Origin of the sequence: Streptomyces endophytica (genome assembly GCF_026153355.1) — a bacterium.
Taxonomy (GTDB): Bacteria; Actinomycetota; Actinomycetes; order Streptomycetales; family Streptomycetaceae; genus Streptomyces; species Streptomyces endophytica.
The window spans coordinates 6,467,576-6,491,720 of sequence record NZ_CP110636.1 but is presented as its reverse complement, the minus strand read 5'-3'; the positions used below and the strand labels follow the sequence as shown (position 1 = coordinate 6,491,720).

The 24,145-nt window shown below is 72.5% G+C and carries 17 protein-coding genes and 3 pseudogenes; 5 read left to right on the top strand and 15 right to left on the bottom strand.

The genetic code is table 11. From position 1 onward, the window contains the following. Nucleotides 1-9 precede the first annotated feature (9 nt). From OJ254_RS28965 to OJ254_RS28910, 12 genes and pseudogenes are all read right to left on the bottom strand, one after another. Nucleotides 10-1,314 (bottom strand): NADase-type glycan-binding domain-containing protein, encoded by a 1,305-nt coding sequence (locus tag OJ254_RS28965; protein ID WP_265364752.1) that lies wholly within the window; start codon nt 1,312-1,314, stop codon nt 10-12. Further along, nucleotides 1,311-1,868 (bottom strand): phage tail protein, encoded by a 558-nt coding sequence (locus OJ254_RS28960; protein WP_265364751.1) that lies wholly within the window; start codon nt 1,866-1,868, stop codon nt 1,311-1,313. Before OJ254_RS28960 ends, OJ254_RS28965 begins: the two co-directional genes overlap by 4 nt. 28 nt (nt 1,869-1,896) lie before the next feature. Beyond that, nucleotides 1,897-3,855: a putative baseplate assembly protein gene (locus OJ254_RS28955; RefSeq protein WP_265364750.1), complete on the bottom strand. Its 1,959-nt coding sequence runs from the start codon at nt 3,853-3,855 to the stop codon at nt 1,897-1,899. Further along, nucleotides 3,855-4,313: a GPW/gp25 family protein gene (locus tag OJ254_RS28950; RefSeq protein ID WP_265364749.1), complete on the bottom strand. Its 459-nt coding sequence runs from the start codon at nt 4,311-4,313 to the stop codon at nt 3,855-3,857. The genes OJ254_RS28955 and OJ254_RS28950 overlap by 1 nt, the downstream gene beginning before the upstream one ends. 34 nt (nt 4,314-4,347) lie before the next feature. Continuing rightward, complete coding sequence (locus OJ254_RS28945) at nt 4,348-6,258, bottom strand: VgrG-related protein (protein ID WP_265364748.1); 1,911 nt, start codon at nt 6,256-6,258, stop codon at nt 4,348-4,350. Continuing rightward, nucleotides 6,258-6,980, bottom strand: a complete 723-nt coding sequence (locus tag OJ254_RS28940) for a CIS tube protein (RefSeq protein ID WP_265364747.1) — start codon at nt 6,978-6,980, stop codon at nt 6,258-6,260. Before OJ254_RS28940 ends, OJ254_RS28945 begins: the two co-directional genes overlap by 1 nt. Nucleotides 6,981-7,014: 34 nt before the next feature. Further along, on the bottom strand, nt 7,015-7,437 hold the full coding sequence (locus OJ254_RS28935) for a phage tail protein (RefSeq protein ID WP_265364746.1): 423 nt from the start codon (nt 7,435-7,437) through the stop codon (nt 7,015-7,017). Nucleotides 7,438-7,537: 100 nt separating this feature from the next. Next, nucleotides 7,538-8,434 carry a hypothetical protein gene (locus OJ254_RS28930; protein ID WP_265364745.1) on the bottom strand — a complete coding sequence of 299 codons (897 nt, stop codon included), beginning with the start codon at nt 8,432-8,434 and terminating at the stop codon, nt 7,538-7,540. Between the two features lie 2,623 nt (nt 8,435-11,057). After that, nucleotides 11,058-11,216 carry a DUF6760 family protein gene (locus OJ254_RS28925; RefSeq protein WP_265364744.1) on the bottom strand — a complete coding sequence of 53 codons (159 nt, stop codon included), beginning with the start codon at nt 11,214-11,216 and terminating at the stop codon, nt 11,058-11,060. After that, the gene (locus OJ254_RS28920; protein WP_265364743.1) at nt 11,213-11,719 is read right to left on the bottom strand and encodes a hypothetical protein; all 507 of its coding nucleotides are present in this window, start codon (nt 11,717-11,719) and stop codon (nt 11,213-11,215) included. Before OJ254_RS28920 ends, OJ254_RS28925 begins: the two co-directional genes overlap by 4 nt. Continuing rightward, entirely contained in the window at nt 11,719-12,162 is a 444-nt protein-coding gene (locus OJ254_RS28915) for a phage tail protein (RefSeq protein WP_261954956.1), read from the bottom strand. The genes OJ254_RS28920 and OJ254_RS28915 overlap by 1 nt, the downstream gene beginning before the upstream one ends. 87 nt (nt 12,163-12,249) lie before the next feature. Continuing rightward, a pseudogene (locus OJ254_RS28910) lies at nt 12,250-13,827 on the bottom strand (phage tail sheath subtilisin-like domain-containing protein); the annotation flags it as partial. Nucleotides 13,828-14,164: 337 nt separating this feature from the next. Here OJ254_RS28910 and OJ254_RS28905 point away from each other — a divergent pair. Beyond that, nucleotides 14,165-15,079 (top strand): annotated as a pseudogene (locus tag OJ254_RS28905) (COG1470 family protein); the annotation flags it as partial. 101 nt (nt 15,080-15,180) lie between these two features. Beyond that, on the top strand, nt 15,181-15,546 hold the full coding sequence (locus tag OJ254_RS31820) for a hypothetical protein (protein ID WP_423835981.1): 366 nt from the start codon (nt 15,181-15,183) through the stop codon (nt 15,544-15,546). A gap of 64 nt (nt 15,547-15,610) precedes the next feature. On the opposite strand, the pseudogene OJ254_RS28895 reads toward OJ254_RS31820, so the two are convergent. The 3 genes and pseudogenes from OJ254_RS28895 to OJ254_RS28885 form a co-directional block, all read right to left on the bottom strand. Next, a pseudogene (locus tag OJ254_RS28895) lies at nt 15,611-17,657 on the bottom strand (ATP-binding protein). Next, nucleotides 17,654-18,331 (bottom strand): Pvc16 family protein, encoded by a 678-nt coding sequence (locus OJ254_RS28890; RefSeq protein WP_265364740.1) that lies wholly within the window; start codon nt 18,329-18,331, stop codon nt 17,654-17,656. The pseudogene OJ254_RS28895 and the gene OJ254_RS28890 overlap by 4 nt, the downstream one beginning before the upstream one ends. A 154-nt stretch (nt 18,332-18,485) precedes the next feature. Then, on the bottom strand, nt 18,486-19,142 hold the full coding sequence (locus tag OJ254_RS28885) for a helix-turn-helix transcriptional regulator (protein ID WP_265364739.1): 657 nt from the start codon (nt 19,140-19,142) through the stop codon (nt 18,486-18,488). Between the two features lie 517 nt (nt 19,143-19,659). Between OJ254_RS28885 and OJ254_RS28880 the strand changes: the two genes are divergently transcribed. The 3 genes from OJ254_RS28880 (at nt 19,660) to OJ254_RS28870 (ending at nt 23,777) form a co-directional block, all read left to right on the top strand. After that, the gene (locus OJ254_RS28880; protein ID WP_341483747.1) at nt 19,660-21,294 is read left to right on the top strand and encodes a cellulase family glycosylhydrolase; all 1,635 of its coding nucleotides are present in this window, start codon (nt 19,660-19,662) and stop codon (nt 21,292-21,294) included. Between the two features lie 630 nt (nt 21,295-21,924). Continuing rightward, entirely contained in the window at nt 21,925-22,305 is a 381-nt protein-coding gene (locus OJ254_RS28875) for a beta-propeller fold lactonase family protein (RefSeq protein ID WP_265364737.1), read from the top strand. Next, on the top strand, nt 22,254-23,777 hold the full coding sequence (locus OJ254_RS28870) for an Ig-like domain repeat protein (RefSeq protein ID WP_265364736.1): 1,524 nt from the start codon (nt 22,254-22,256) through the stop codon (nt 23,775-23,777). The genes OJ254_RS28875 and OJ254_RS28870 overlap by 52 nt, the downstream gene beginning before the upstream one ends. The last annotated feature ends 368 nt before the right edge of the window (nt 23,778-24,145 follow it).

The window sequence follows — 24,145 nt, the reverse complement described above, 5'->3', positions numbered from 1 at the left end:
ACGGACGGTTCAGGACTGGTCCCCACCGGACCGGCCGAAGAGCTCGATCTCCGCTATGGCCAGCTGTTTGTCCGCGGACGCGGCATGGGCCGACTCGATGGTGAAACGCACCCTGGTCACCTCACCGACGGAGAAGGCACGGCGCTGTCCGCCCGCGGCCGGATCCAGGGTGAGTTCACGGGTCGTGGTCCCTCCGTCCTTCGTCGTGATCGTCGCCTTGACCCGGTGCGGCAGGGCGGACTTGCCGAGCTGGTCGGCGCGAGTGGACACACCCGGCGTGATGATGAGGTCGAGCAGCCGGGTCGGGTGGGCGAAACTCACCTCGATCCACTCGCCCTGGCCGGATTCCGACACCCCCGGGCCCCACCAGGTGTTGTTGAGCTTGTCGAAGGCCAGCTTCGGTCCGTGGCCGGGGTAGGACCGCGAGGCCCGGATCCCGTCCGGTTCGACCGGCGCACGCTCGGCGAAATGGTCGCGCACGGCCTGGATGCCGTCGGGGACGTACAGCACACCGAGAACGAGCAGCGCCACGGCGATGGCGGCGGTGATCCAGGTGCCGATGCGGTCGAACGCGCGGCGGAGGCGGGGGCGGTCGCCGGCCCAGGGGATCTCATGGCGGCCGGGGCCGAAGAGACGGCGCCACCAGGGGCGGTGTCCGGGCTGCGTGGGCGCGGGTGCGCCGTTCTCGGCGAGCGGCATCGCGCAGTGCCGGCAGAAATGGCGGTCGGGTGGGTTCGGGGTGGTGCACCAGGGGCAGGACGGGCCGTGCACCGTCCCCTGCTGGGGGCCGGGGGCGCGTACGACGGGCCGGTCCGTGTCGGGTCGGCCGGGGAGGACCGGGGCCACGGCCGGGAAAGGCACCGGAGGGGTGGCCTCCGGGTCCGTGACGGGGACGACGAGGGAACGGGCGCGGTCGGCCATCCGACCGTCCGGGGGGAAGCTGTCCGCAGGTGTGCGCAGCGGCGGGCTGTCGGGGGCGGTGTCCTCCAGGTCCGGGGCGTTGGGGGCGGGCCGGGACGCGCCGGTCGTCCTGGCGCCGTCACGGTCCCCGGGGTGCTCCGGGGCCGCCCCCGCAGGGCGGCTGCCGGGCGGGCCGGAGGGAGCGGGCGGCACGTCGGTACCGACGGGTGCCGGCGCCGGGCCGCTGCCGCCGGGTCGGGCGGAGGCGGCCCGGCCGGCACCGGCGTCCGCGGCCGCCGGGCGGCAGGTACGCCGACCGGCCTGATCCCAGCGGAGGACGGCACCGCAGGCGTCGCAGAACGACTGCCCCGGTTCCGCGCGGGTTCCGCATTCACCGCAGTCCTGCGTGGTCATTTCTCCGAGTTCCTTTCAGCGGCCGTCACGGTGACGGTGTAGGGCATGTGCGCGGGACGGGCCGCGGCCACGAGGGTGTCCAGGCGGTAGGTGTCGGCCGGGGTGGGGTCGGACAGCCGGAGGGCGACGTGGAGGTGGGGGCGGGCGCTGCCCGGGAAGGAGCCGCGCGGGCGCGCGCTCCAGGCGGCACCGCCGCTCTCCGTGATCTCCGGTTCGACGCCGAACGCGAGCCGTACCGCTTCCGACAGCCCACGCCGGGTGCCCCGGACGCGGTGCAGGCCGACCGCGGCGGCCACCGCGGCGCGCAGCCGCGGCTCGGGTTCGGTGCCGTCGGTCTCGGCGCCCACCCAGGTACTGAGCCAGCGGGCGAAGTCGGCCGGGGTGAGGGCGGGGTCGAAGTAGGTGTCCAGGCAGTCGAGCACGTTCAGGATCGGCGCGAGGACGTCGTCGAGTCCGGCGACGAAGCGCAGGGCGAGATCGTCGTCGGCGAAGACGGCCGGGAGCATCGCACCGATGGGGGCGGAGGAGCCGAGGCCGTCGACGGAACCTCTCATGACCGGCCTCCCGTGTACGTCGATGTCCTCACGTCCCGTCTCCGATCACCCGTACGCGGTGGTCGAAGGAGAAGACCAGGGACGGCGGTTCCAGGTCGATGCGGTCGGTCGGATCGCCGCGCCGGCCGGTCAGCGGGTCGGCGGGATGCAGTACGACCTCGTCGACCAGTTCCACCCCGGGGACCCGTTGCAGGATGGCGAAGACCTCGCCCGACTGGACCGGTCGGCCGAAGCGCCAGCCCTGGCCCTCCGCGCCGCCGGTGAGCGGGTCGAGGTGGCGGTAGAGGGCGTCGTGGGCCTGGCGGCGCACCCGGTCGGTGTCGGCACCGCGGAAGGCGTGGACGGTGGCGACGACCGTGACCCCCTGGTAGTAGGGCGGGCCGACCGCGAGTCTGGTGCCGATGAGGCGGCGTGCGTCGAGGTGGCGGGTGATGCGGTCCAACAGGCGGTCGCCGGGGACGAGTTGCTCGAAGCGCAGCCGGCCGCCGGGGTCCGGGACGGCCTGCGGCACGACCAGCACCCGCACCGCGTAGGCGCCGTGCTCGTCCCGTTCGCCTTCCAGGCAGGTGATGCGGGCGGTCTCGGGGGCGGCCCGGCGGGCGAGTTCCTCGTAGTCCCGCAGGGTGACGGCGCGTTCCTGGGCGCGGAGCGTGATCGGGGCCCGGACCTTGGCCTCCTCGACGGTCTCGCCGTCCACCCCGCCCCGTGCGGCTTCGCGGTTGACGACTTCCGACACATACGGAATGGAGGTGCGCAGGACCCGTACGGCACCGCGGGTGACATTGCCGGTCCGGCCGCCGCCGGTGCGGTAGCGGCGGGCACGGATGACCGCGCCCTTGGGGGCGACCATGCCGTACTGGCGCAGGGTGCCGTCGGCTTCGCGGACGGCGGGGCCGAAGGCGATCTCGCCGGTCGTGGCGTCGAGGGTGAGGTGGCGGTCGTCCGGCCGGGACCCCGCGAAGTGCGGGACGACCTGCCAGTCCTGCCAGCCGTCGTGTTCGGCGGTCTGGAGCAGCAGGGGCGGGTCGTCACCGACGACGGGTGCGTGGGCGAGCCGCCGGCGCTGCCCCGGCAGGCCGGTGGATTCGCCGAGCGCCTCGTCGTGCACGGTGGCGGCGTGGACCACGCGGGTGGTGCCGCCGATGGTGCAGACCTCGGCGGATCGTACGGTCGGTGACGTGGTGTAGAAGGGCTGGCCGGGCAGGGGTGCGGTGACCCGGCAGCGCAGCCAGCCGGCCTCGTGGCCGCCGTTGCGGGACAGCGCGTGGCCGCCGGGGACGTGCAGGACGATGTCGCCGGCGCGGTTGAGGCCGCCGGTGCCGTCGCGGTCGACCTCGCAGGGTTGCCAGCCGTCCTCGGTCCACGCCTCCCACACCAGCGGCGGCTGTCTCGGGTCGACGCCGACGCCGTCCACCCGGCTGTCGAGTTCGAGGGCGACGGCGCAGTGCGGGACGGCAGCCGTGAGGCCGATCAGCATGCAGTCGCCGGGGCCGGGGGCTTCGGCGAAGCACCGTACGTGGGTGCCTTCGGCGAGTGCGACGGTGTGGTCGGCGACGGGCTGTCCCCGGTGCTGCGCCATGAGACGGCTCATGGCGCAGGGGACGATGTCCAGTTCGTCTTCGGTGGCGAAGACCACCGCCTCCTCCTGCTCCGTGCGCAGCGTGGCCACCTCGGTGCCGACCGGCACCAGCACGGCCTCCTCCTGGGGTGCGGACAGCCAGAAGGTGACGTCCGTACGGGCCGCCGACGGCGGGAAGAGGGTGACGCCGACGAGGTCCAGGAACGCCAGGTGGTTCTTCTCGGGCACCCGGTTGAGGCGGTAGACGATCTGGTCGGCCATGTGGGCGACGGTCTCGACGAGGGTGACGCCCGGGTCGGAGACGTTGTGGTCGGTCCACTCCGGGGCGCGCTGCTGGATGTAGCGCTTGGCGTCGTCGACGAACTGCTGGAAGCGGCGGTCGTCGAGGTTGGGGGAAGGCAGGGACATCAGCGTTCGCTTTCGGGGGAGTTGCCGGAGCCGTCGTCGAAGGGACCGCCGCCGGAGCCGTCCTCCTCATGGGAGGGGATGACGTAGAACGGAAAGACGAGGCTGCGCGGGTTGTTGGTGCCGCGGATCTGGTAGCGGATGTCGATGTACAGCACGCTGCGGTCGGTGCCGGCGGTCACCTCGACGTCGGTGACCTCGATCCGCGGCTCCCAGCGGTCCAGGGTGACGTACACCTCGTGCTGGATGCGGCCCGCGGTCTGCTCGTTGACCGGGGCGAACACCAAGTCGTGGATGGCGCAGCCGAATTCGGGCCGCATGGGCCGCTCTCCGGGCGCGGTCGCCAGGACGAGACGGATCGCCTCCTCGATCTCCCGCTCGCCGCTGACCAGCGCGATGCCGCCGGTCGGCCCGATACGCAGCGGGAACGACCAGCCGGACCCCACGAACTGCTCGGTCATCAGCCGTCCACCCCTTCCCCGTACCCACCGGCGCTCATGCCGGCAGCACCATCGGCACCAGGCCGTCGATGGTCACCGCGCCCATCAGCGGGACCGCGAGGGCCCGGATGCCCACGTTGGCAACGGAGTTGATCTGTACGCCCCCGATGCCGCTGACCAGCGCGCTGCCCACCGCGTTCATGGTCAGGGCGCCCACCGCGTCCACCGTGACCGCGCCGAGCGACTTGACGTTGACCAGCCCCTTGCCCTCGATGTCGAGCGGGCCGCCGCTCCTGATGCTCACCCGTCGCCGCGCGCTGAGCGTGAGGTCGGTACCGGCCTCCACCGACACCGACCGGCTGCCCTTGATCGTGACCGAGCCCTTGCTGTCCACGACGATCTCGGTGTTGGTCCGGTCCAGATTGATGGTGAGCTGTTTGTCGCCGGACGCCAGCCGGACGCCCTGCTTGCGGCCACCGGTCTTCTGGCTGAGCAGGTCCATACGGTTGCCGTCCCGGTCGGAGACGGTGTGCCGGCTCGCCTTCTTCCGCACGGTGTCGTGCAGCGGCACGTCACCGACGGTGGTCGGTGTGTCCTTGCCGTTGTAGAGCCCGCCGATCACGAACGGATGGTCGAGGGCGCCCCGGTCGAACGCGACCAGCACCTCGTCGTTGACGTCCATCGGGAACACCCCGCCGCCACCGAGTCCGCCCATCTGCACCGTGCGGGTCCAGTCGCTGACGTACTTGTCGTCCAGCCACGGGAAGCGCAGCCTCACCCGGCCCTGCTTGAGCGGGTCGTTCACATCGGTGACCAGGGCGTTGGCCACGCTCGGCAGCCTGGGCGCGGTGCCCGTGCCGCCCCCGCCGGAGGCCAGCCCGAACAGCGAACGCCACTGCCGGCCGCTGACGGTCACCCACGACTCGTAGTGCTTCCCGTCGCCGAAGACGTGCCGTACGGAGGTCGCCGTGTACTTGCCCTCGAAGGGCGCGCCGGTCTCCGTGAGCGTCACCGGCACTCCCGGCCGCAGTCTCGTGTTGCCCAACGCCACGACCTCCACCTCGGCGAAGGCCGCGGTGACGTCCTCGGCGAGGGCGTCGGAGGCGAACTTCACCTCGGTCGCCTTGTCGTACGGGGTCGACGTCTCGACCAGCTTGCCCGCCTTGAAACTGCCCGCGGCCCGGCCGGGCGTCTCGCCGATCGCGAAGCCCGGGTTCTGGGTGGCGGGTGAGACGGATCGGAGCGGCTTCTTCTGGGTGACGTCCCAGCCGCGCGCCTCCACCTTGCCGATCTGGTCGGAGGCGGTGACCGCGGCCCGCAGCCGCAGGATGTCGTGTCCGGCCTGGAGCACGAGCGGGCTGGTATCGCTGTCCGTGCTCGTCGGCGGCGCACCCGAGGCGGGCTTCGGCCTGACGAACTGGAACCTTCCCTTGGCGTCGATGGACATGACGGTCTCGTTCTCGTCGGCCAGTCGCGCCAGGAAGTCCCAGTCGGTGACGTTGGACTGACTGATGAAGTCGTACACCGTCTTCGTCGACTCGATCGTGCCGATCGGCACACCGTCCCGCGCGGCCAGCTTCCGGGCGATGTCGGAGGCGGACTGGTTCCGGTACGCCGCCACCCGGCGCTGGCGCATGAGCCGGTGCCCGAAGTCGTAGCCCCGGATGACGGTGAACGTGCCGGTGCCGTCGTAATCGGCCTCAAGGCCGGTGATCTCGCCGGTCAGCAGGATGTCGCCGGCGCCCTGACCGTCGGTCACGGTCGCGAGGGTGACCGGAGTGCCGAACGTGGCGCCCAGCCTGCTGATCATGACCCGGTAGGGATCACGGAAGGTGAGCTGGAAGGCGGCGGGCACCCCGGCGCCCTGGTCGACCCAGCCGTCGACGAGCGCGTCGGCGGCGTCGTCGGGCAGCGGGTCGTCGCCGATGGTGACCTGGAGGACTGCGGACGTGGCGGGATTCACCATCAGTGACGCACCTCCTCGGCGGCGGGCAGGACGAGTTCGGTGCCCGTGGACAGCTGGGCCGGGTCGTCGATGCCGTTGGCCTCGGCGATCACCCGCCACGCCGTCGCGTCCCCGTACTCCCGCCAGGCGAGGGACGGCAGCGAGTCACCGGCGACGACCTGGTGCACCCGCTGCGCGGTGAGGGCGCCCGATGTCGGGTTCTGCCGCCCGGTCCTGCGCGGGATCTCGTGCAGACGGACCTGGCAGGTGGCACGGATGGGGACACCGGTGGTCCCGAACAGCGTGTACGAGGCCTCGACGGAACTGACGTACGCGGTGAACCGCGCCGTGGAGAACGACCCCCACTGGAAGACCACCCACGGCGGCGAGGGCCGTTTGGTCGCGATGCTCTTGGCGGTCACCCGGCAGCAGCTCATCAGGGACTCCACCTTCTTCAGCACCGTGTCGCTGGTCGGCCGGTCGGAGGAGTCCAGGAAGATCTCCAGGGTCATCGAACGCGGCTCGACCCCCATGAACTCGGGTTTCGGGCCGTCCCGTCGGGCCGCGGTCGGCGTCACCTTCCACTGGGCGGACCGGCTGAGGGACAGCTGCGCCGGGTTGAAGTCGAAGCGGAGCGTCTTTCTGAGCGCGCCCGGGGTGGTGCCGGTGCCGGCGGGAGGCTCGTGGATGGCCAGGGTGGCGCGTACCAGGCTCTTGCCGGCGCCGTTGCTGCTCTTGGGCATGGGGCGTTCTCTCCCGCTCCTCGGTCGGTGGTCTTCAGTCGGTGAACCCGTGATGGGCGATCTCCAGGACCTCCGTGGCGACGGCCGGAGACGCCGGGTCGAGGGCGGGGCCCTGCCAGCTGACCGGCAGCACATCGATCAGCCCCCAGCGCGCGACCTCCGAGCCGTCCGCGCGCAGCGCCGTGATCTGGGCGGTGGGCCGCTCGATGCCCGTCTGGACGGAGGAGATCCACTTGGCGACCTTCGTGGTGTCCGGGGTGAGGGGACGGGTCAGCCGGATGGTGGAGAAGGTGACACGGGTCGGCAGCTGCCAGACGAAGCCGTTGTTGCCGCCCTCCTGCCGCTGCTCCGTCTCCACCTGGGACGACAGCCCGTCGCACCCGTTGAAGTAACCCAGGCTCTCGCCGTCGATGGAGAGGGTGAACCAGAGGGAGGAGCCCGGGTCCTGGCGGGACATCGCGGAGGGCCTTTCTGTCAGAGGTGCGGTGCGCTGTGATGCGGTGTGCTGTCAGAGGTACGGCGTGGGGCGGCCGGTGCGGCGGGAGGCCGTCGGCCGGTCACTGGCGGGGGTCGCGGAGCCTGCCGATCCGCTCGCGGTCCAGCCGCAGTTCGGTGCGGATCAGCCGGGTGATGCGGCCGATGATCCGGTGCACCAGCTCGTCGAGCTGGAAGTCGGTGAGTGCGCGCGGGTCGAATCCGCCGGCGGGTACCTCCGCGTAGACGGGCGGGGGCTGTTGCGCCCGAAGCTGCGTCTGTGAGGGCGGGGCGTAGGCGTAGGCAGGTGGTGGGTCGTCGCGAGCGGATGCGCTGTAGGCGGGGGGTGGGCTGTAGGGAGGGGACGGGCTGTAGGCAGGGGGCGGGGCGTCGGCGGGCGGCCGGTGCGGAGGCAGGATCCGGGGCAGGGTGTCGGCCACCGTGGCCGCGGCCCCGGCGGCGAGCGCACCGATGGCCGAGCCCCGGGTGCGCTGGACGGTGACGGGGGGCGCGGAGGCCGGGGCGGCGGCGGTCCCGGAGGTGGGCCGGAGCGCGGGCGGCGACAGTGCCGGGGGCGGGGTGAGGGGGGCCACGGGGAGCGGCCGGGGGGCGGTGGTGCCGGTGGGCGGGGTGGGACGGTGCAGCGGTGCGCCGTTGTGGGGCGCGGTGCTGCGCTGGACGCTGACGGGGGAAGGGACCGGGGGAGGGACGGAGGTGGTGCGCGCCGGTGGGCGCGGAGCGGCCGGGAGTCCCACGGCCGGAGGTGCGGGAACGGGACCCGGAGCGGGCGTGCCGGCCTCCCGTGCCGGGAATCCGGCGAGCGGCGTGGCGTCCGCGGGCACGCCGGTGACCGGCGCCCCCAGGGGAGAGCGGCGCTGTGCGGTGGCTGCCGGCGCACGCTGGACCAGGGGCGCCGACGACGCGGAGCGCGGGGCGGTGCCGGGACCGTGCGGCGCGGCGGGGCGCACGGCAGTGGTCACCGCCGGGGGCGGGCCGGCGGGCCGCGCGGCACTCCGGGGTGCGCTCGGCGCACCGTCCGGCAGGGCCGAGGCGGGGTGTGGGCGTGCGGGAGCCGCGGCCTGGGGAACGGAGTCCCGGGACGCGACGGTCGGCGGCGCGGGCACCGAGGCGACCGGGGCGCCGAGGCCGGTCCTGGGGACCTCACGCCGGACGCTGCGCTGAACCGATCGGCTGGGCGCGGAGCGGGCGGGGGGCGGGTTCGCGCTTGGGTTCGCGTTCGGGGTCGGGTTCGTGCTCGGGGTCGCGTTCGGGTTCGAGGGCGCGTTCGGGGGCGGGTTCGTCCTGGCGCGGGGCGTGGCGGACGTCGGCGGAAGGCCGGCGGGGGAGCTCCCGGTGGGGGAACTTCCGGCGGGGGAACTCCCAGAAGGTGAACTCCCAGAAGGTGAACTCCCAGCGCGGGGTGGGGACTTCACCGGGCGAGCCGCGGAACTGCTGCCCGGGGCCGCGTGCGGTACGGAGGAACCGGCCGCCGAAGGCACACCGGGTACGCGGCCGTCGGCAGCCGGGAGCGACCGCTGAACAGGGACCGCTGCTTCCGAGGCGCCAGAGGCCGACGCGCCAGAGGCCAACGCGCCCGAGGCCGGCGCGCCCGACCCCAACGCGCCCGAGGCCGGCGCGGCCGCCCGTACGGCGTTCTCGGCCGCCCCTGCGACGGCACTCGGGTGCGCAGCCGGCGCGCTGCCCGGGGGCGCTACGGGCCGGGTCGCGGCGTCCCGCACAGGGGGCAGCGCGCGCGGCGGACCGGCCGGGGTGCCGACGGCCCGCTGGACGGGTGCCGTGTCGTTGCCCGCACCCGTCGCTGTCCCTGTCGGCGCACCGGCCGCCGGTCCGCCTGCCGCCGTGGTGGCACGGCTGGCTGACGGCCCCTGCGATGTCGTGGGTCGGGTCGTGGGTCGACCGGAGCCGACGGCCGGCCGTCGGTCGTCGCCCGCCTCCCTGTTCAGGCCGACCGTTCCGCTCGGGGCGACTTCTCCGCTCGGGCCGGCCGTTCCGCCGGAGGCCGCGGCGTTGCGTTGCTCGACCGGGGCCCGCTGTACGCGCACCGGACCGGAGGTCGCCGTGCCGCGATCGCCGCGCGGTGCGCGGGCCGGGGGCCGGGATCCCGCCATGTCGTCGCTCGTGTCGCGTACTTCGCCACCGGGGGCAGCGGCACCGTGAGAGGCGGCGCCTGCGCCACGAGGGCCGGATGCCGCGTCGGTGCCGGGGCCTTCCGGTGCGCGGTCGCGACGGACGGCCGCCCGCTGCACCGGGGGCCGGCCACCGTCCGCCCACGCCCGGTCGGCGCTGCGCCGGATCCGGAGGGGGACGGACCGGCGCCCACGTTCTTCGGTGCGGGTGCGGGTGCGGGTACGGGCGCGGGGCGGTCGAGCGGGCCACGCGAGGCAGCCGGGCCGGCCCCTGCTCGGTCACCCTCGGCCGGCGAGACCGCTCTGGGCTCGCTGGCCAAGGCACCGCTCGGTTCCCGCACGGCCCTCGTGGTGCGCGCCCCTGTACCGGCGGGGCCTGCCGCAGTCGTTGCCGTATTTTCCGCGGGCACGGAAGGCTCCTGCTGCGCCACCGGCAGAATCTTCCGCTGTACGGTGCCCGTCCCGGCCGGCGCCTTGGTCAGGGGCCGTAGCCGGGACGAGTTGGGCGGGGTGGTCGGGGTGGGCGCCACGCGGACACCCCGTACGGCGAACGGGGCGGACGCGTGCGGGTCCCGAGTGCCCTTAGCACCCGGGCCCCTTGAGGAAGACGAAGCCGCGGGGGTCGAGGCCGCCGGGGTTGAAGCCGCGGGGGTCGAAGCCGCCGGGGTCGAGGCCGCCGGGGTCGAGGCCGCCAGGCCGGACCGGGACATGGCAGCGGGCGCGGCACGACGACCACCCGCAGCGGGCCGAGCCCCCGGAGCCTGCGCGACAGGAACGGCAGGAACGGCAGGGACAGCCGGCCCGGCCGGAACGGCAGGCCTGGCCGGCCCGGCAGAGGAAGCGGACGCCGCCGCACCGCCCGCCGCCGCACCGCCCGCCGGCGCCCGGCGCCCGTCCCTCCCGGGGCCTTTCCGCTTCCGAGCGGTGCCCGAACTCCCCCTGCCGGGCCCGGCGTCGGCATCGCCGGTGGCAGGGCCCGCAGCGGTGCCGCGGGCGCCCGCTGCACCGTCGGCTCCGGTGATGCGGTCGGCCAGGACAGCGCGTTCGACGGCCGTTCCAGTCCCGTCACCGGTCGGGCCGCGTCGGTCATCGCCCCCGAAAGCAGGCTGCCGGCAGCGGTGTCCAGGACTCCGATGCCCACCTGCGCCCTCGTGAACGAGGGGTTCTGCCACGTCGGCAGCCGCGTGGCGAAGCCGGCGTCCGCGACCCCGGCCCGGCCGTCGGCCACGGAGCGCTGGAGGGGCGGCAGCCCGCTCCAGGCGGTCGCCGCTGCCGCGCCGTCGGCCACCGCACCGTTCGTCGGCGGTTCCGGGGCGGGGCGGTCGCCGCTGCCGACCTGGTCGCCACTGCCCTCAGGGCCCCGGTCGTCACTGCCCTCAGGGCGGTGACGAGCCTCCGGGTCCCCACCGTGACCACGACCGCCTCGGCCCCGCAGCCGGTCCAAGAACCCCACGGCTCAGCCCTCCGCCCCGGCGCGCGTCACGAAGGACGCGATCCGGTCCGCGTACCCGCGGCGGTCGTGGTGTTCCAGGTCCAGGATCGTCTCCAGGCCCCAGTGGAAGTGGTAGGCGACGTACGCGATCTCCTCGTGCAGTCGGTCGGTCGCGTACGTCACGATTCCCCCAGGCGGCTCCCGCCGAGTTCCACCTCGAACGGCTCGGAACAGTGCGGGCACTGCACCGCGGCGCGGGTGTGGCCCTCGGCGTTGATCTGGCGGTAGAAGTCCTGGAGGAAGGCGAGGTCGGAGGCGAACATGCTCTCCACGATCCCGTCGTGCACCATCGACAGCGTGCCCAGCCGGGTGATGACCCGGCCGAGCAGCACCACCGACAGGTACGCCGGATTCTCCTGGACACGGACGTCGCGCAGCGGGACCAGCTCGTCCCGTGCCGTCGACAGCCGCATCACGCCGTCCCGGTGCACGGTGCCCGACTCGTCGACGTAGCCACGCGGCAGTTGGAAGGGGAACTCGGTGCGCAGGTCGCGGGGTGCCGGGTCGGCCGGAGCGGCGGGGGAGGCGGGAGCGGGGAGCTCCACGCCCGCCGCCGCGGCCGGGGAGGCCGGTGGCGCCGCGACGGCGGCGCCCGCGCCGGGCGTACCGGTAGCCGAGCGCCGCATTACTCGATGACCAGTTCTTCGAAGACGATGGTCACGGTCTCGGTGAGCACGGCGGCCTCGCCGGCCTTCAGGCTGCTGGCGTCGATCTTGCTGCACCAGGCGTTGCGCAGGTTGTACCGCTTCACCGGATTGTCCTCGTAGTCCATGAGGATGATGGTGGCGTTCTTGCGGGCCGTGCTCATCCGGCCGTTGATCGAGTCGTTGATCCACTGCGTGAACGAGTTCGACTGGGTCATGCCGCGCACCACGGTGCACTGCCCGTTCTTCTGCACGCCCGGCAGAATGTTGATGTCGATCTTGCCCTGCGCGGTGTTCTGCGGGCTGACGATGACGTCCTGTTCGATGGTGAGACCGCTGACCTCCGCGAGGTACTCGACCATCACGCCGTCGATCTGCAGACCGAAATTGTGTGCGGTGAGGGAGTCGCCCTGCATGAGACTCATGTGTTCGCTGTCCTTCTAGGCTTCTTGACGGTGACGTACGAGGGCTGGGGCGTGGGCGCCCGCTCCTTCGGGGCTACTCCTCCAACTCCCCGTTGCGCTGGAGAACTGGGACAACCGGAAGATCACGAACTCCGCCGGTTTGACCGGCGCGATGCCGATCTCGCACACGACCCGGCCGAGGTCGACCGACTCCGGCGGGTTGGTCTCCGCGTCGCACTTGACGTAGTAGGCCTCCTCGGGCCGCTGGCCGAAGAGTGCGCCGCTGCGCCACTCGTTGACCAGGAAAGCCGAGACGTTGCGCCGGATGCGGGCCCACAGCGCGTGGTCGTTCGGCTCGAACACCACCCACTGGGTGCCGATCAGGATCGACTCCTCCAGGTAGTTGAAGTACCGGCGGATGTTGAGGTAGCGCCACTCGGGGTCGGAGGAGAGGGTGCGGGCTCCCCAGACGCGGACGCCCCGGCCGGGGAAGGCGCGGATGCAGTTGACGCCGATGGGGTTGAGCAGGTCCTGCTCACCGCGGGTGATCTGCAGCTCCAGATCGACGGCGCCGCGTACGACCTCGTTGGCGGGGGCCTTGTGCACGCCGCGCTCGGAGTCGTTGCGGGCCCAGATGCCGGCGACGTGGCCGCTCGGCGGGACCATGCGGGCCTGGCCCGTCGCCGGGTCGAAGGACTTCAGCCAGGGTAGTACAGGGCCGCGTACTTGGAGTCGTAGCCCGCCGTCTCCTGGCGCCACACCCGGATCTGACGGGCATTCAGGCCAGGCGGCGGGTCGACGACCGCGACCCGGTCGCCCATCAGCTCGCAGTGGGCGATGAGCCCGAGCTGCACGGCCTTGACGGCCTCCAGGTCGAGCGTGCCCTGCTGGTAGGCGGCCATGAGGTCGGGCACGGCCACCATGGATATCTCGTCGATGGCCTCCAGGCCGCCGAAGCCGGTGCGGTCCGCGGAGTCGCCGAGGTACTGGGCCGGACCGGGTGCGCGGCCGGGGCCCGCTCCGCCGGCGCGGTTGCGGGGGCCGGGGCGGGTGGTGCGGCCAGGGTGACGGTCTGGTTCTCCGGGCGGGCGAGCTGGGCCGCCGGCGCCGTCTCCGTCACGCTGATGAGCTTGGAGCGCTCCTTGACCTGAGTGACGACGTAGGACCGGGAGCCCTTCTTGGCGGTGACGTCGAAGGTCTCGACCGGCTTGTCGCCGTCCTTGACGATCAGCTTGAAACGTTCCGCCGGGCCCTCGCCCTCGGGGTCGGCGACCTCCACGGTCAGGGGCCGGTGGCGCCCGGTGCCGTGGCCGCCACGGAGAACGTGCCGAGCTGCTTCGGCTCGGCGGCGGGCAGGGCCACCGGCGGGACCGGGCCGGACGTCTCGGCCGGGGCCGCGCCCTCACCGGTGCTGCCCTCGGCGGAACCCCCGACCCGCACCACGTACGCGGCGGAACCGCCGTTGTTGAAGAAGCCGTAGACGGAGTGGGCGAGGTAGTACCCGTCGGTGAAGTCGCCGAAGGAGGAGACGTACTGACTCCAGTTCGTCACCAGCGTCGGCTCGTTCAGCGGCCCGGTCGGCGCGAGCCCGACGAAGGCCGCCACGGAGGTGCCCACCCCCTCGATCGGGCGCGAACCACTGGCCACCTCCTCGACGTAGACGCCGGGCGACAGGTAGGACGGCATGCTGTGCTCTCCTCGGGTACGAGACGGGACGCTCCTCACCCTGGCGTGCGCGCCGCGCCGCCGTAACGGCCCCGGGGGCCGGTGACCGGGCAACGCCGCTGCCCCCAAGGGCACTTCGGCGTGGACCGGCCCCGGGCGCCCGCCGTGCGCTGCCCGGGTCATTGCCCGTGCGGCTGCCCTCGCGGCCCTGCCGGCCCCGGGCGCGGGCGGGTACAACGGCGTGACGGAGGCGGCCCGGCCCCGTCAGGACCGGAGGACATCGCCGCCGCCCATCAGGGCAACCAGCTCTGCCCGGCAGCCTCCTGACGGCACCCGCCTTCCCTCCTAGCGTCGAGGCGTGAGCCTTTGGACTTCCTTGGAACCTGCCTCCGCGACCGTCGACCCCGGCAGCAGCACCACCGTGCGGCTGAAGGTGCGCAACACCGGTGACATCGTCGACGAGTACCGCTTCGAACCGGTCGGTGCTCTCGCCCCCTGGACCACGGTGGAGCCGCAAACGCTGCGGCTCTATCCGGGGACGACCGGCACGGTGGAGCTGACGTTCGCGCCGCCGCGTACGCCGGACGCGACCGCCGGCCCGAATCCGTATGCCGTACGGATCACCCCGACCGAACATCCGGACACCCCCGCCGTCCCCGAGGGCAACCTCACCATCACCCCCTTCACCGAGATACGCGCCGAGCTGGTGCCGCCGACGGTGAAGGGGCGCTTCCGGGGGCGGCCGCAGCTGGCCGTGGACAACCTCGGCAACACCAAGGTCACCGCCTCGCTCAGCGGCAGTGACACCGGTGACCGGTTGTCGTACGACCTCCAGCCGGCCAACGTCCAGATCGAGCCGGGCCGGGCCGCGTTCGTGAAGGCGACACTGCGGCCGCGGCAGATCACCTGGTTCGGTTCCAAGCAGGAACAGCCGTATGCGCTGAGCGTGCGACGGTCCGGCGCCGATCCGATGAAGGTGGACGGAACCTATGTGCAGCGCGGGGTCCTGCCCGGGTGGCTGGCCACCAGCTTCGGCCTCCTCCTCGCGCTGACCATCGCGTTCATCACCATCTGGCTGACGTTCCAGCCGCAGCTGAAGAGTGCGGCGCGGGAGAAGCCCCTGGCGGGCCACAACATCGCACCGACCAAGCCGTCCGCGCCGATCAGCAGCGCGCCTCCGCAACCCGAGGCGAAGCCGACCGACGCCGCCAAGCCCGACGACTCGGGGGGCGGCGATGGCGGCGGTGGCGAAGAGCAGCCCGAGAAGCCCCAGGAGCGGACCGCGGCCACCGCGGTGCGCGAGCTCGTCGCCGGCGGCCCGGCCGCCACATCTGCTACCGCGTCTACGTCGCGGACGGCGGCTGGCAGGACCCGGTGTGCGACGGGGCCGAGGCCGGGGCGGTGGGCAGCGGCACGCCCATCAAGGCCCTCAACATCGCCGTGTCCGGCACCAAGGGCGTCACCGGCGCCAGTGCCTATGTCGGCGAGGGCTGGCGGAAGGGCGACGAGTGGGCGTTGGCGGTCGACGAGCAGGACATGGTCATCGGCAGCGACAAGGAGGCGGACCCCGCCATGCAGGGACTGACCTTCAAGGTCTTCGACGGCTCGGTGTGCCAGGACGCCTATGTCAAGGACAAGCAGTGGATGGGCCAGACGTGCACCGACCCCGGCGGGTGGAAGTACGGCGGAAGCCCGATGGAGCTGAACCTCCAGCTGGAGGCGGTCCGTTTCACCGTGTGACCCCGCCGCCGCGTGCCGGGGCGGGTACCGGTACGCGGGGCGGGAAGGGCGACGGCCCTCGCCGTCACCAGTTCGCTTCGCCCGGGACCAGTCGGCCCGCCTTGCGGTACTCGCGGCGGGCGCCCTCCCACAGGTCGCTCGCCCCGACCGACCGGTCCCGGCCGGCCGCGAGGTAGGCGGCGGTGACCACCGCACTGCGGATCGCACCGCCGGCCAGCTCGAAGTCCCGGGCGAGGGCGTCGACGTCGATGTCCTCGGCGCGGGGCACGTGCGACAGTCCGTGCCGCCACAGCGCCAGACGCTGACCGGCGTCCGGGAAGGGGAAGTCGACCACCAGGTCGAGACGGCGGTGTGAAGGCGTCGTCGATGTTGGCCCGCAGGTTGGTGGTCAGCAGGGCGATGCCGTCGAAGGACTCCAGGCGCTGCAGCAGGTACGCGCTCTCCATGTTGGCGTACCGGTCGTGCGAGTCCTTGACCTCCGAGCGCTTGCCGAAAACGGCGTCGGCTTCGTCGAAGAGGAGCACGGCGTCCGTGCGGTCGGCCTCCGTGAAGATCCGCTCCAGGTTCTTCTCGGTCTCGCCGACGTACTTGTCCACGATCGAGGACAGCTGGACCACGTACAGATCGACACCCAGATCGGCGGCGAGCACCTCCGCGGACAGCGTCTTGCCGGTGCCGGACTCGCCCGCGAACAGTCCGAGGACCCCGCGGCCGCGGCCGCCGCCGGCACTGAGCCGCCAGTCGCCGAGGACCCGGTCACGGTGGCGGGCGCGCAGGGCGAGTTCCCGCAGCTGGGTGAGCGGCCCGTCGGGCAGGACCAGGTCCCGCCAGTCCACCGCGGGCCGGATCCGGCGGGCATGCCGTTCGAGGCCCGAGGCCGACTGCTGCCGGGCCGCCAGCCGGACGTGCGCGGCGGTGAGCGGGGTCCCGTCGAAGGCGGCGAGCGCCGCGGCGGCACGGGCGGCGCGCCGGATGCGCTCACCACCGAGGTGGTACGGGGCCACGGTGCCGGCCACGTCGAACCCGTCGGCGGCCGGCCCCAGCGCGGTCCGCCAGGCGGCCGCACCCCCTGCCGGATGCCGGGGTGCCTGCAGCACCAGCGGGTCGTGCGCGGACCACTGCGGATCGTAGGGACGAGGATCGGCCAGCAGCACCGTCACGTCCGTCGCCCCTGTCAACTCACCCACCATCGGGCCCGGTTCGTCGGGCAGACCGCACACCACGACCGCCCGGCCGCTCAGCCGGGCCTCCCGCAGCAGCTCGGGGACGTGGTCCGCGGAACCGGAGAAGCGCAACGCGTCGACGCCCGCCGCCTGCAGAGCGGACGCGAGGGCGGCCAGGGCGTCGCCCTCGCGGTGTTCCCGTAAGTAGGCGGTGAACGGTCCCTCGCCGAGTCGGGTGGCCAGCCGTTGGACGAAGGCCTCGTCGTGCTCCGCGGTGGGCAGCGCATCCGGCATCGGCAGCAGCCGGCCGAGGAGCGCGGCATCCGGGGTGTCGTCGCCCAGCAAGTGGGCGGTGAGGCGGTCGGGCACGCACAACGAGCGGGTGAGGAGCGGCCGGTCGGCCTCCTCGACGGTCAGCAGACCGAGGGCGCGCAGCGGCGCCGAGAGGTGGAAGCGGGCGCGGGCCGCCGGCAGATGCGCGGGCACCCCGCACAGTTCGAGGGCGAGTCCCACGGTGGCGCGGCGGCGGCTCACGTCGTCGTTGAGGTAGCCGTAGAGCGGTTCGAAGGCGCGGTCGAGGTCGGGGGCCAGGGCGATGAGCAGCACGGCGGCATCGAGCTCGGTCAGCCGGAGCCGGACGGCCGTCCGGGCCAGCCGGTCGTCGGTGTCCTCCGGCCACCCCGTCGGCCCGGCCGGCCGCACGGCCGCGTCCGGCACCGGGTGCGGCCGGGTGCGCAGCAGACGGCGCACGGCTTCCTCGGACACGTACAGGCCGCGCAACGGGTCGTGCGCGGTGGGGTCGTCGACGGACCGGTGCTCGATCAGCGCGGTCACCGTCTGCCGCAGTCCGGCCAGCCGGTCGAGGAGGGCGCCGGCCGGGCCCGCGGCCCCGGAGTCCGGGGGCCGGTCGGCCGTGGCTGTGGCGCTGTCCGGGGACGAGGTGGTCATGGCTGCTCCGTGCGGTGGGCCGACTTCTGCTCGCGTGCGGCGCGGGCCGCCGCCACGTGGTGGGGCCGGTGGGCGCGTTCCGCCGACCGCAGCGAGTCGCCGTCCACACCGCGTACCCGGACCGCCGCGCCCTCCGTGACCGGGGGCCCCGCGTCGTATTCGGGGTACGCCGGGAACGGCACGGTCACCACGACGTCCAGGGACGGCTTGAGTTCGCCGCCCAGCGCGGACCAGATGTCGGCGAGGGAACGGGACTCCGTAGGGACGCTGCCCACCGTCACCGGCACCGGCAGGCCGAGGCGCCCCAGCGCGCCCGGAAGCTGCTGAGGAGGGAGCAGCTCATGGGGCAGCAGTGTCGCCAGTACCGCCGACAACAGCCGGTGTTCGTCCCGCGGAGTCTTCGTCCAGGCCGTCACCAGGTAGGACAGCCGGAACCAGCGCGGAGCCCGGCGGCGGCGGACGACGATGTCCCGCTCGTCGATCACCGGCGCGCGACCGCCCTGCCGCCGGGACGCGTCCTCCCGGATGTCGTACAGATAGGCGTTGATCACCGGAGCGTTGCGCCGGGCCGCCCAGTCACGGGTGGGGACGTCGAAGGACACCTCGATACCCGAGCCGTCCAGCGCCCCGCTGCCGAGGACCTCCTTGAGGACCTCGTCCACCTCATGCATCACTTTCCGCGCTCCCGCCCGCCGCCACCCGCCGAGGGCGGCTCCTCGACGCCCTGTCATCGATCGTGCTCCCCGCACCGTCCCAGGTGCACGCACCGTGGGGACGACGGCGGGGCAGCGCTTCTTGCCTGAAGGGGCCCCTCCGTCGCCCGTCCGGTCAGATGTAGCCCTCGCGGACCGCGTACGCGACCGCGTGCGCACGATTGCGCAGATGCAGGCGGGTGGTGAGCCCGTGCATGACGTTCTTGATGGTGCGTTCGGAGTAGGAGAGCTTGGTGGCGATCTCCGTGGTGTCGAGGCCGTCGGCCACCAGCCGCATGACGTCCGCCTCGCGCGGAGTGAGACCCAGAAAGGTCCCCGGCCGGTCGGCGCCCCCTCGGTGCAACTGCCCCACCTGGCTGATGAGCCGGCCCAGCAGGTCCGCGGGCAGATCGCCACCGCCCTCGGCCGCGGTCAGCACCGCCTGCACCAGCCGATGCGCGGTGGCCTCGCGGCGCCAGACGATGGCTCCGGCACCGCACTCGATGACGTCCAGCAGTTCGCTCTCCCGGATCGTCCCCACGACGAGCACCACCCGCGCCCCCTCGCTGCGCACCATCCGCCGCAGCCGGACGAGCGCGGTCTCGTCGAGCACGTCCTCGACCAGCAGGGCCACCGTCGCGGAGCCGAGATCCTCACACAGGTCGACCTCCGGGTGCCGACGCAGCTGGCTGAGGACGCCCTCCTGGCTGATCGGATCGGGTGCCGTGACGGCTACCCGCACCCGGCTTGCTGTGGGGACGGAGACTGTGGCGGCCGGATGCGAGCTGAACAAGTGTTCCCCCTCTGTGTACTGGCACGTCCCCGGCCAGGACTGGCGCTGTGGGACGCATGCGCGGTCGCAGACCCGGGGTTCCGCGCTGCCTGGATGCCCGGCAGAACTGCCCCCGTGATCACCGTGTCTGCCCCTTACGTCGGGGCCCTTACGTGACTGCGGTACCGAGCCTGCCGCCGGAAAGGGAACCGTCGCGTCGGCAGAAACTACGTAGCGCGGCATCTACGTAATCCCGCGCCGGGCACGGGAGATCGTGGGCCGGGCGTGGGAGAACCTGGGCCGGGCCGTCGGGAAGTACGTCGCCGCGCACCACGCCCTCATCGGCATCCGCGCCCCGCCGCAGTCCCTTCCCCCCGATCCTGAGCCACACACGCCGCCCCCGCACGCGCGCCGCCCAGCATTGCCCCGTTCTCCACCCGCACTACCCGGTAAGGCGTTCTTCCCGCCTTCCCGGGCATTCGCGGGCAAGGACACCGTGCCCCCTCGGCCCTCCCGACCACCGTGCGTCCGCTGGTAGGTGTGCCACGAAGGGCCGGAAGAGCAGGGCGGCTGGACCCGACGGGAGATCGTCCGCTGCCTCCAACGCTCCGCTGCCGGGACATCCCTGCCCCGCCAGCTCCCGCCAACTCCCGTGAAGGCCTGGGAACTTCACCCACCCGCCAGTAGCATCCGGCCGGCCAGTAGCACGTCGCCCAAGCCGCCCTCCTCGAAAGGGGCTCGGCATGCGCTTGACCTCCCGCGTCGCCTCCGCCGTCCTCGCCGTGGCCGCCCTCTTGCTCGGCGTCCTCCCCACGCCGGCCCAGGCCCACCCCGACCGCGCCCCCGACCGCGCCCCGACCGGGTCACGGTCGGCGACCGCACTTACATCGCCGACGACCAAGGCCGCGCGCTCCAGTGGCGCGGCTTCAACCTCGCCGACAAGAGCAGCCGCGGCACCCACGCGTTCGCCGACATCCACGAGAGCGACCTCAAAGACATGGCCGGCCGGGGCTTCAACCTCGCGCGCCTCGCGTTCTTCTGGGACGACCTCGAACCCACCCCAGGGCACTACGACCGCGGCTACCTCACCAAGATGCGCCGCATCCTCGACTGGGCCGGCCGCTACCACATCAAGGTCATCCTCGACGCCCACCAGGACGTCTACGGCCCCCACTTCGGCTCCCGCGGCGTCCCCGACTGGGCCACCCGCGACGAGGGGTTGCCGTTCGAGCCGAAACCCGACGACTGGTTCTCCGAGTACTTCGAGCCATCCGTACAGACCGCCTTCGACCACCTGTACAAGGACGCCGATTTCCGCGCCGCGCACGCGCGCATGTGGATGACGGTCGCCTCCGCCCTGGGCAGGCACCCGGCGCTGCTCGGCTACGACCTGATGAACGAGCCGTTCGCGAAGTTCCTCGCAGGCGAAGACCTCCCCACCGCCGCGGCCCGCTTCGAGGCCACCGAACTCACCGAGCTGTGGAACCGCCTGGCCCGGGCGATCCGCCTGGTCGACCACAGGTCATGGGTATTCGTCGAACCCACCGTCATCGTCGGTGTCGGCGTCCCGACCCAGATGGGCCACATCGACGACCCGCACGCCGGCTACGCGCCGCACTTCTACGAGACCGCGATGGAAACCGGCGCCGACTACGACCCCAACGGCACCTTCATCCCCGCCTACGAGGCCGCGATCAGCGACTACCCGACCCGTCACCGCATGCCGGTGATCGTGGGGGAGTGGGGCGGCAACCCCTACCTTCCGCACGCGAGACAGTTCGTCACCGACATGACGGCCTCCCTGGACCGCTTCTCCAGTGGCTGGACGTGGTGGCAGTGGTGCCGGGGCGGCGGCTACTGCTTCCTCGACCGGGCGGGCGTCGCGAAGCCCAACGCCCAGCTGCTCGTCCAGCCGTACGCGCGGGCCGTCGCGGGCGACCCGCTCAAGTACGCGTACGACCCGGCTACCCGCACCTACACGCTCACCTTCCGCACCCGCCACAACGCAAAGGGGCCCACCCGGATCACCGTGCCCAGCGACACGTACCCAGGCGGCTACCGCGTCGATGTCCAAGGCAGTAAGGCCAGTTGGGACGACCACGGCCAGACCGTCAGCGTGCACACCCACGGCAGGGCCGGAGCCACCTACAGGGTCACGATCACCCCGAGGTAGCCCACCCGATCCGCTCAGGGGCTGCGGCCCGCGACCCCCGCATCCACGCCAGGGGGCTCGCGGGCTGCGGCCGTTGGCTTCTCGCTTGTCACTGTTCCGGCTCATGCGGCTGGAGCGGGCCGGCACGCGCCACCGACAACGCCACCCACAAGGGGCCCGCCGCGAGCGGGCCCCTTGCGCATGTCCGCACGCGCCCGCCAGGAGCGGGTCCACCACACGGGTCTGGGCTCCGTATTCGGCGCCCGGCTTCGCCGTGTATTGGCCCGTCCGGGTGATAGTCGAGTCAAGACGGTGGTGTTCCATTGGCCATTTCGGGTTAATGGTGGTGACCGTTTTCCGGTGGGTTGCCCATCTCTCCGGGGAGAGATGGGCAACCCCTGCGGTGCGCCGGTGAGCCAGTGCGTCGGTGAGTGGTACGCGTCGGGGCGTCCTCTCTCTGTCCCGGTGTGCAAGCGGTGATCCGGTTTCGCGTATTCCGGCGCTGCGCGACGCGGGCCCCGGTGGAATCCTTGGGCGGCCCTCTCAGCTGAGAGGTGTGTCATGGAATCGACTACGGGTTGGTTGGGAGCTCCGGCGGTAGCCGGCGGGTTTAGGCCGGCTGTACCGGCCGGTGGATCCGGGGTGGCCGCTGTGCGGGGGCTTGCGGCCGCGCCGTTCAGTGCGGCGTTCTCCACGGTGACGATCCCGGCGGGCACGACCCCGCTGGCGGTGGCGGTGGCGCAGAACGGCAACGTCTACGTCGGCAACGCCAATTCGGCCAACGTGACGGTGATCAACAGCACCACGAACACCGTCCTGGCCACCGTCCCCGCCGGCTCGGACCCGGCCATGATTGCGGTGGCGCCGAACGGCAACGTCTACGTCACCAACCAGAGCTCGAACAACGTGACGGTGATCAGCAGCGCGACGAACACCGTCCTGGCCACCGTCCCCACCGGCGGGGCCCGTTCGCGCTGGCGGTGGCGCCGAACGGCAACGTCTACGTCGCCAACAGCATCTCCAACAACGTGACGGTGATCAGCAGCGCCACGAACACGGTCCTGGCCACCGTCCCCGTCGGCGCGGTCCCGGACGCGGTGGCGGTGGCGGCGAACGGCAACGTCTACGTCGCCAACCGGAACGCGAACACCGTGACGGTGATCAGCAGCGCCACGAACACCGTCCTGACCACCCTCCCCACCGGTGGTTTCCCGGGCTATGCGGCGGTGGCGCAGAACGGCAACGTCTACATCGCCAACCAGACCTCGAACAACGTGACGGTGATCGACAGCGCCACGAACACGGTCGTGGCCACCGTCCCCGCCGGTTCGGTCCCGGGGGTGATCGCGGTGGCGCAGAACGGCAACGTCTACGTCACCAACACCGTTTCGAACAACGTCACGGTGATCAACAGCGCCACGAACGCGGTCCTGGCCACCGTCCCCACCGGTGGGGGCCCGTTCGGGGTGGCGGTGGCGCCGACCGGCAACGTCTTCGTCGGCAACAGCAATTCCAACAACGTGACGGTGATCAGCAGCGCCACGAACACGGTCGTGGCCACCGTCCCCGTCGGCGCGTTCCCGTTCTCGGTGGCGGCGGCGCAGAACAGCAACGTCTACGTCACCAACGCCAATTCGGCCAACGTGACGGAGATTTCGCCGCTCACGGTGACCACATCACCAGCGTCGCCGGTGTGCGGGCAACCGGTGACGTTCAACATTTCCGGGGGGACTCCCAACGGGACGGCGGTGGTGAACTTCGGTGACGCCAGCCCCACGGTCACCGTCCCCCTGGACGCCACCGGGAGCGGGCAGACCACCCACACCTACACCGCCGGTATGTTCACCGCGACCGTGAACGGCAACCCCACCCCCGTCACCGTGAGCACCAACCCCACGACGACGACGCTGTCGGTGACGCCGAACCCCTCCACCTGCGGGCAGAGCGTGACCGTGTGCGCCACCATCACCCCGGCACCAGGCACCACCACCGTGCCGACCGGCACGGTCACCTTCACCCTCCCCGACAGCCAGACCCAGATGGTCCCCGTCAACGCCTCGGGGCAGGCCTGCTTCACCACCACCGCCCTGACCACCGGCACCCTCACCGCCTCCTACGGCGGTGACAGCTGCTTCACCGGCTCCGCCGCCGGCACCCCCGTCACCGTGAACCCGGCCCCCACAACACTGACCGCGCAGCCAGGCACGATCCGGCTCCGGCTGACCCCGCTGCCCGAGTTCTACATCCCCACCCTCAGCGCCACCCTCACGACCACCTCGGGGATGCCGGTGGTCGGTCAGCCGGTGACCTTCACCGCCACCACGCTCTTCGGCCCGGTCAACCTCGGCACCGCCATCACCGACGCCAACGGCACCGCCACCGTCCACAACGCCATCGTCCCCGTCTTCGCCATCGCCACCCCCTTCTACACCGCCACCTTCGCCGGCACCGCCTGCTACACCGCCGCCACCGCCCACGGCATCCTGCTGTTCATCCCCCTCTAGGCCAGAGGCGGGGCTCCGGCCGCGAGGGCGGCTCCAGCATGGGCACGGTGATCCAGCAGACGACGGCGCAGGAAAGGCGGCAGAACAGCCCGACCGACCGTCGAGGCGGTAGCGGCGTTGTGACGTCGCCATGGGTGGAGAGCCCATGTGTTCGGGGACCAACAAGATCGTGAAGCGCTGCGGCTCTGCAGTCGGGCTGTGACGCCACGGGGGTGAGCGCTTCCCGCCGGACGCCAGTGTGCAGCAGACACATGCCCCCACGGCCTTCGTGCTGGTCATGTGCCTCTTTGGCCGGAGCACAAGATCAGACGAAGGCCGTGTTCACGTCCCCGGGATCCTCGTACGGGCGATCAGGTTCGGGGAACCGT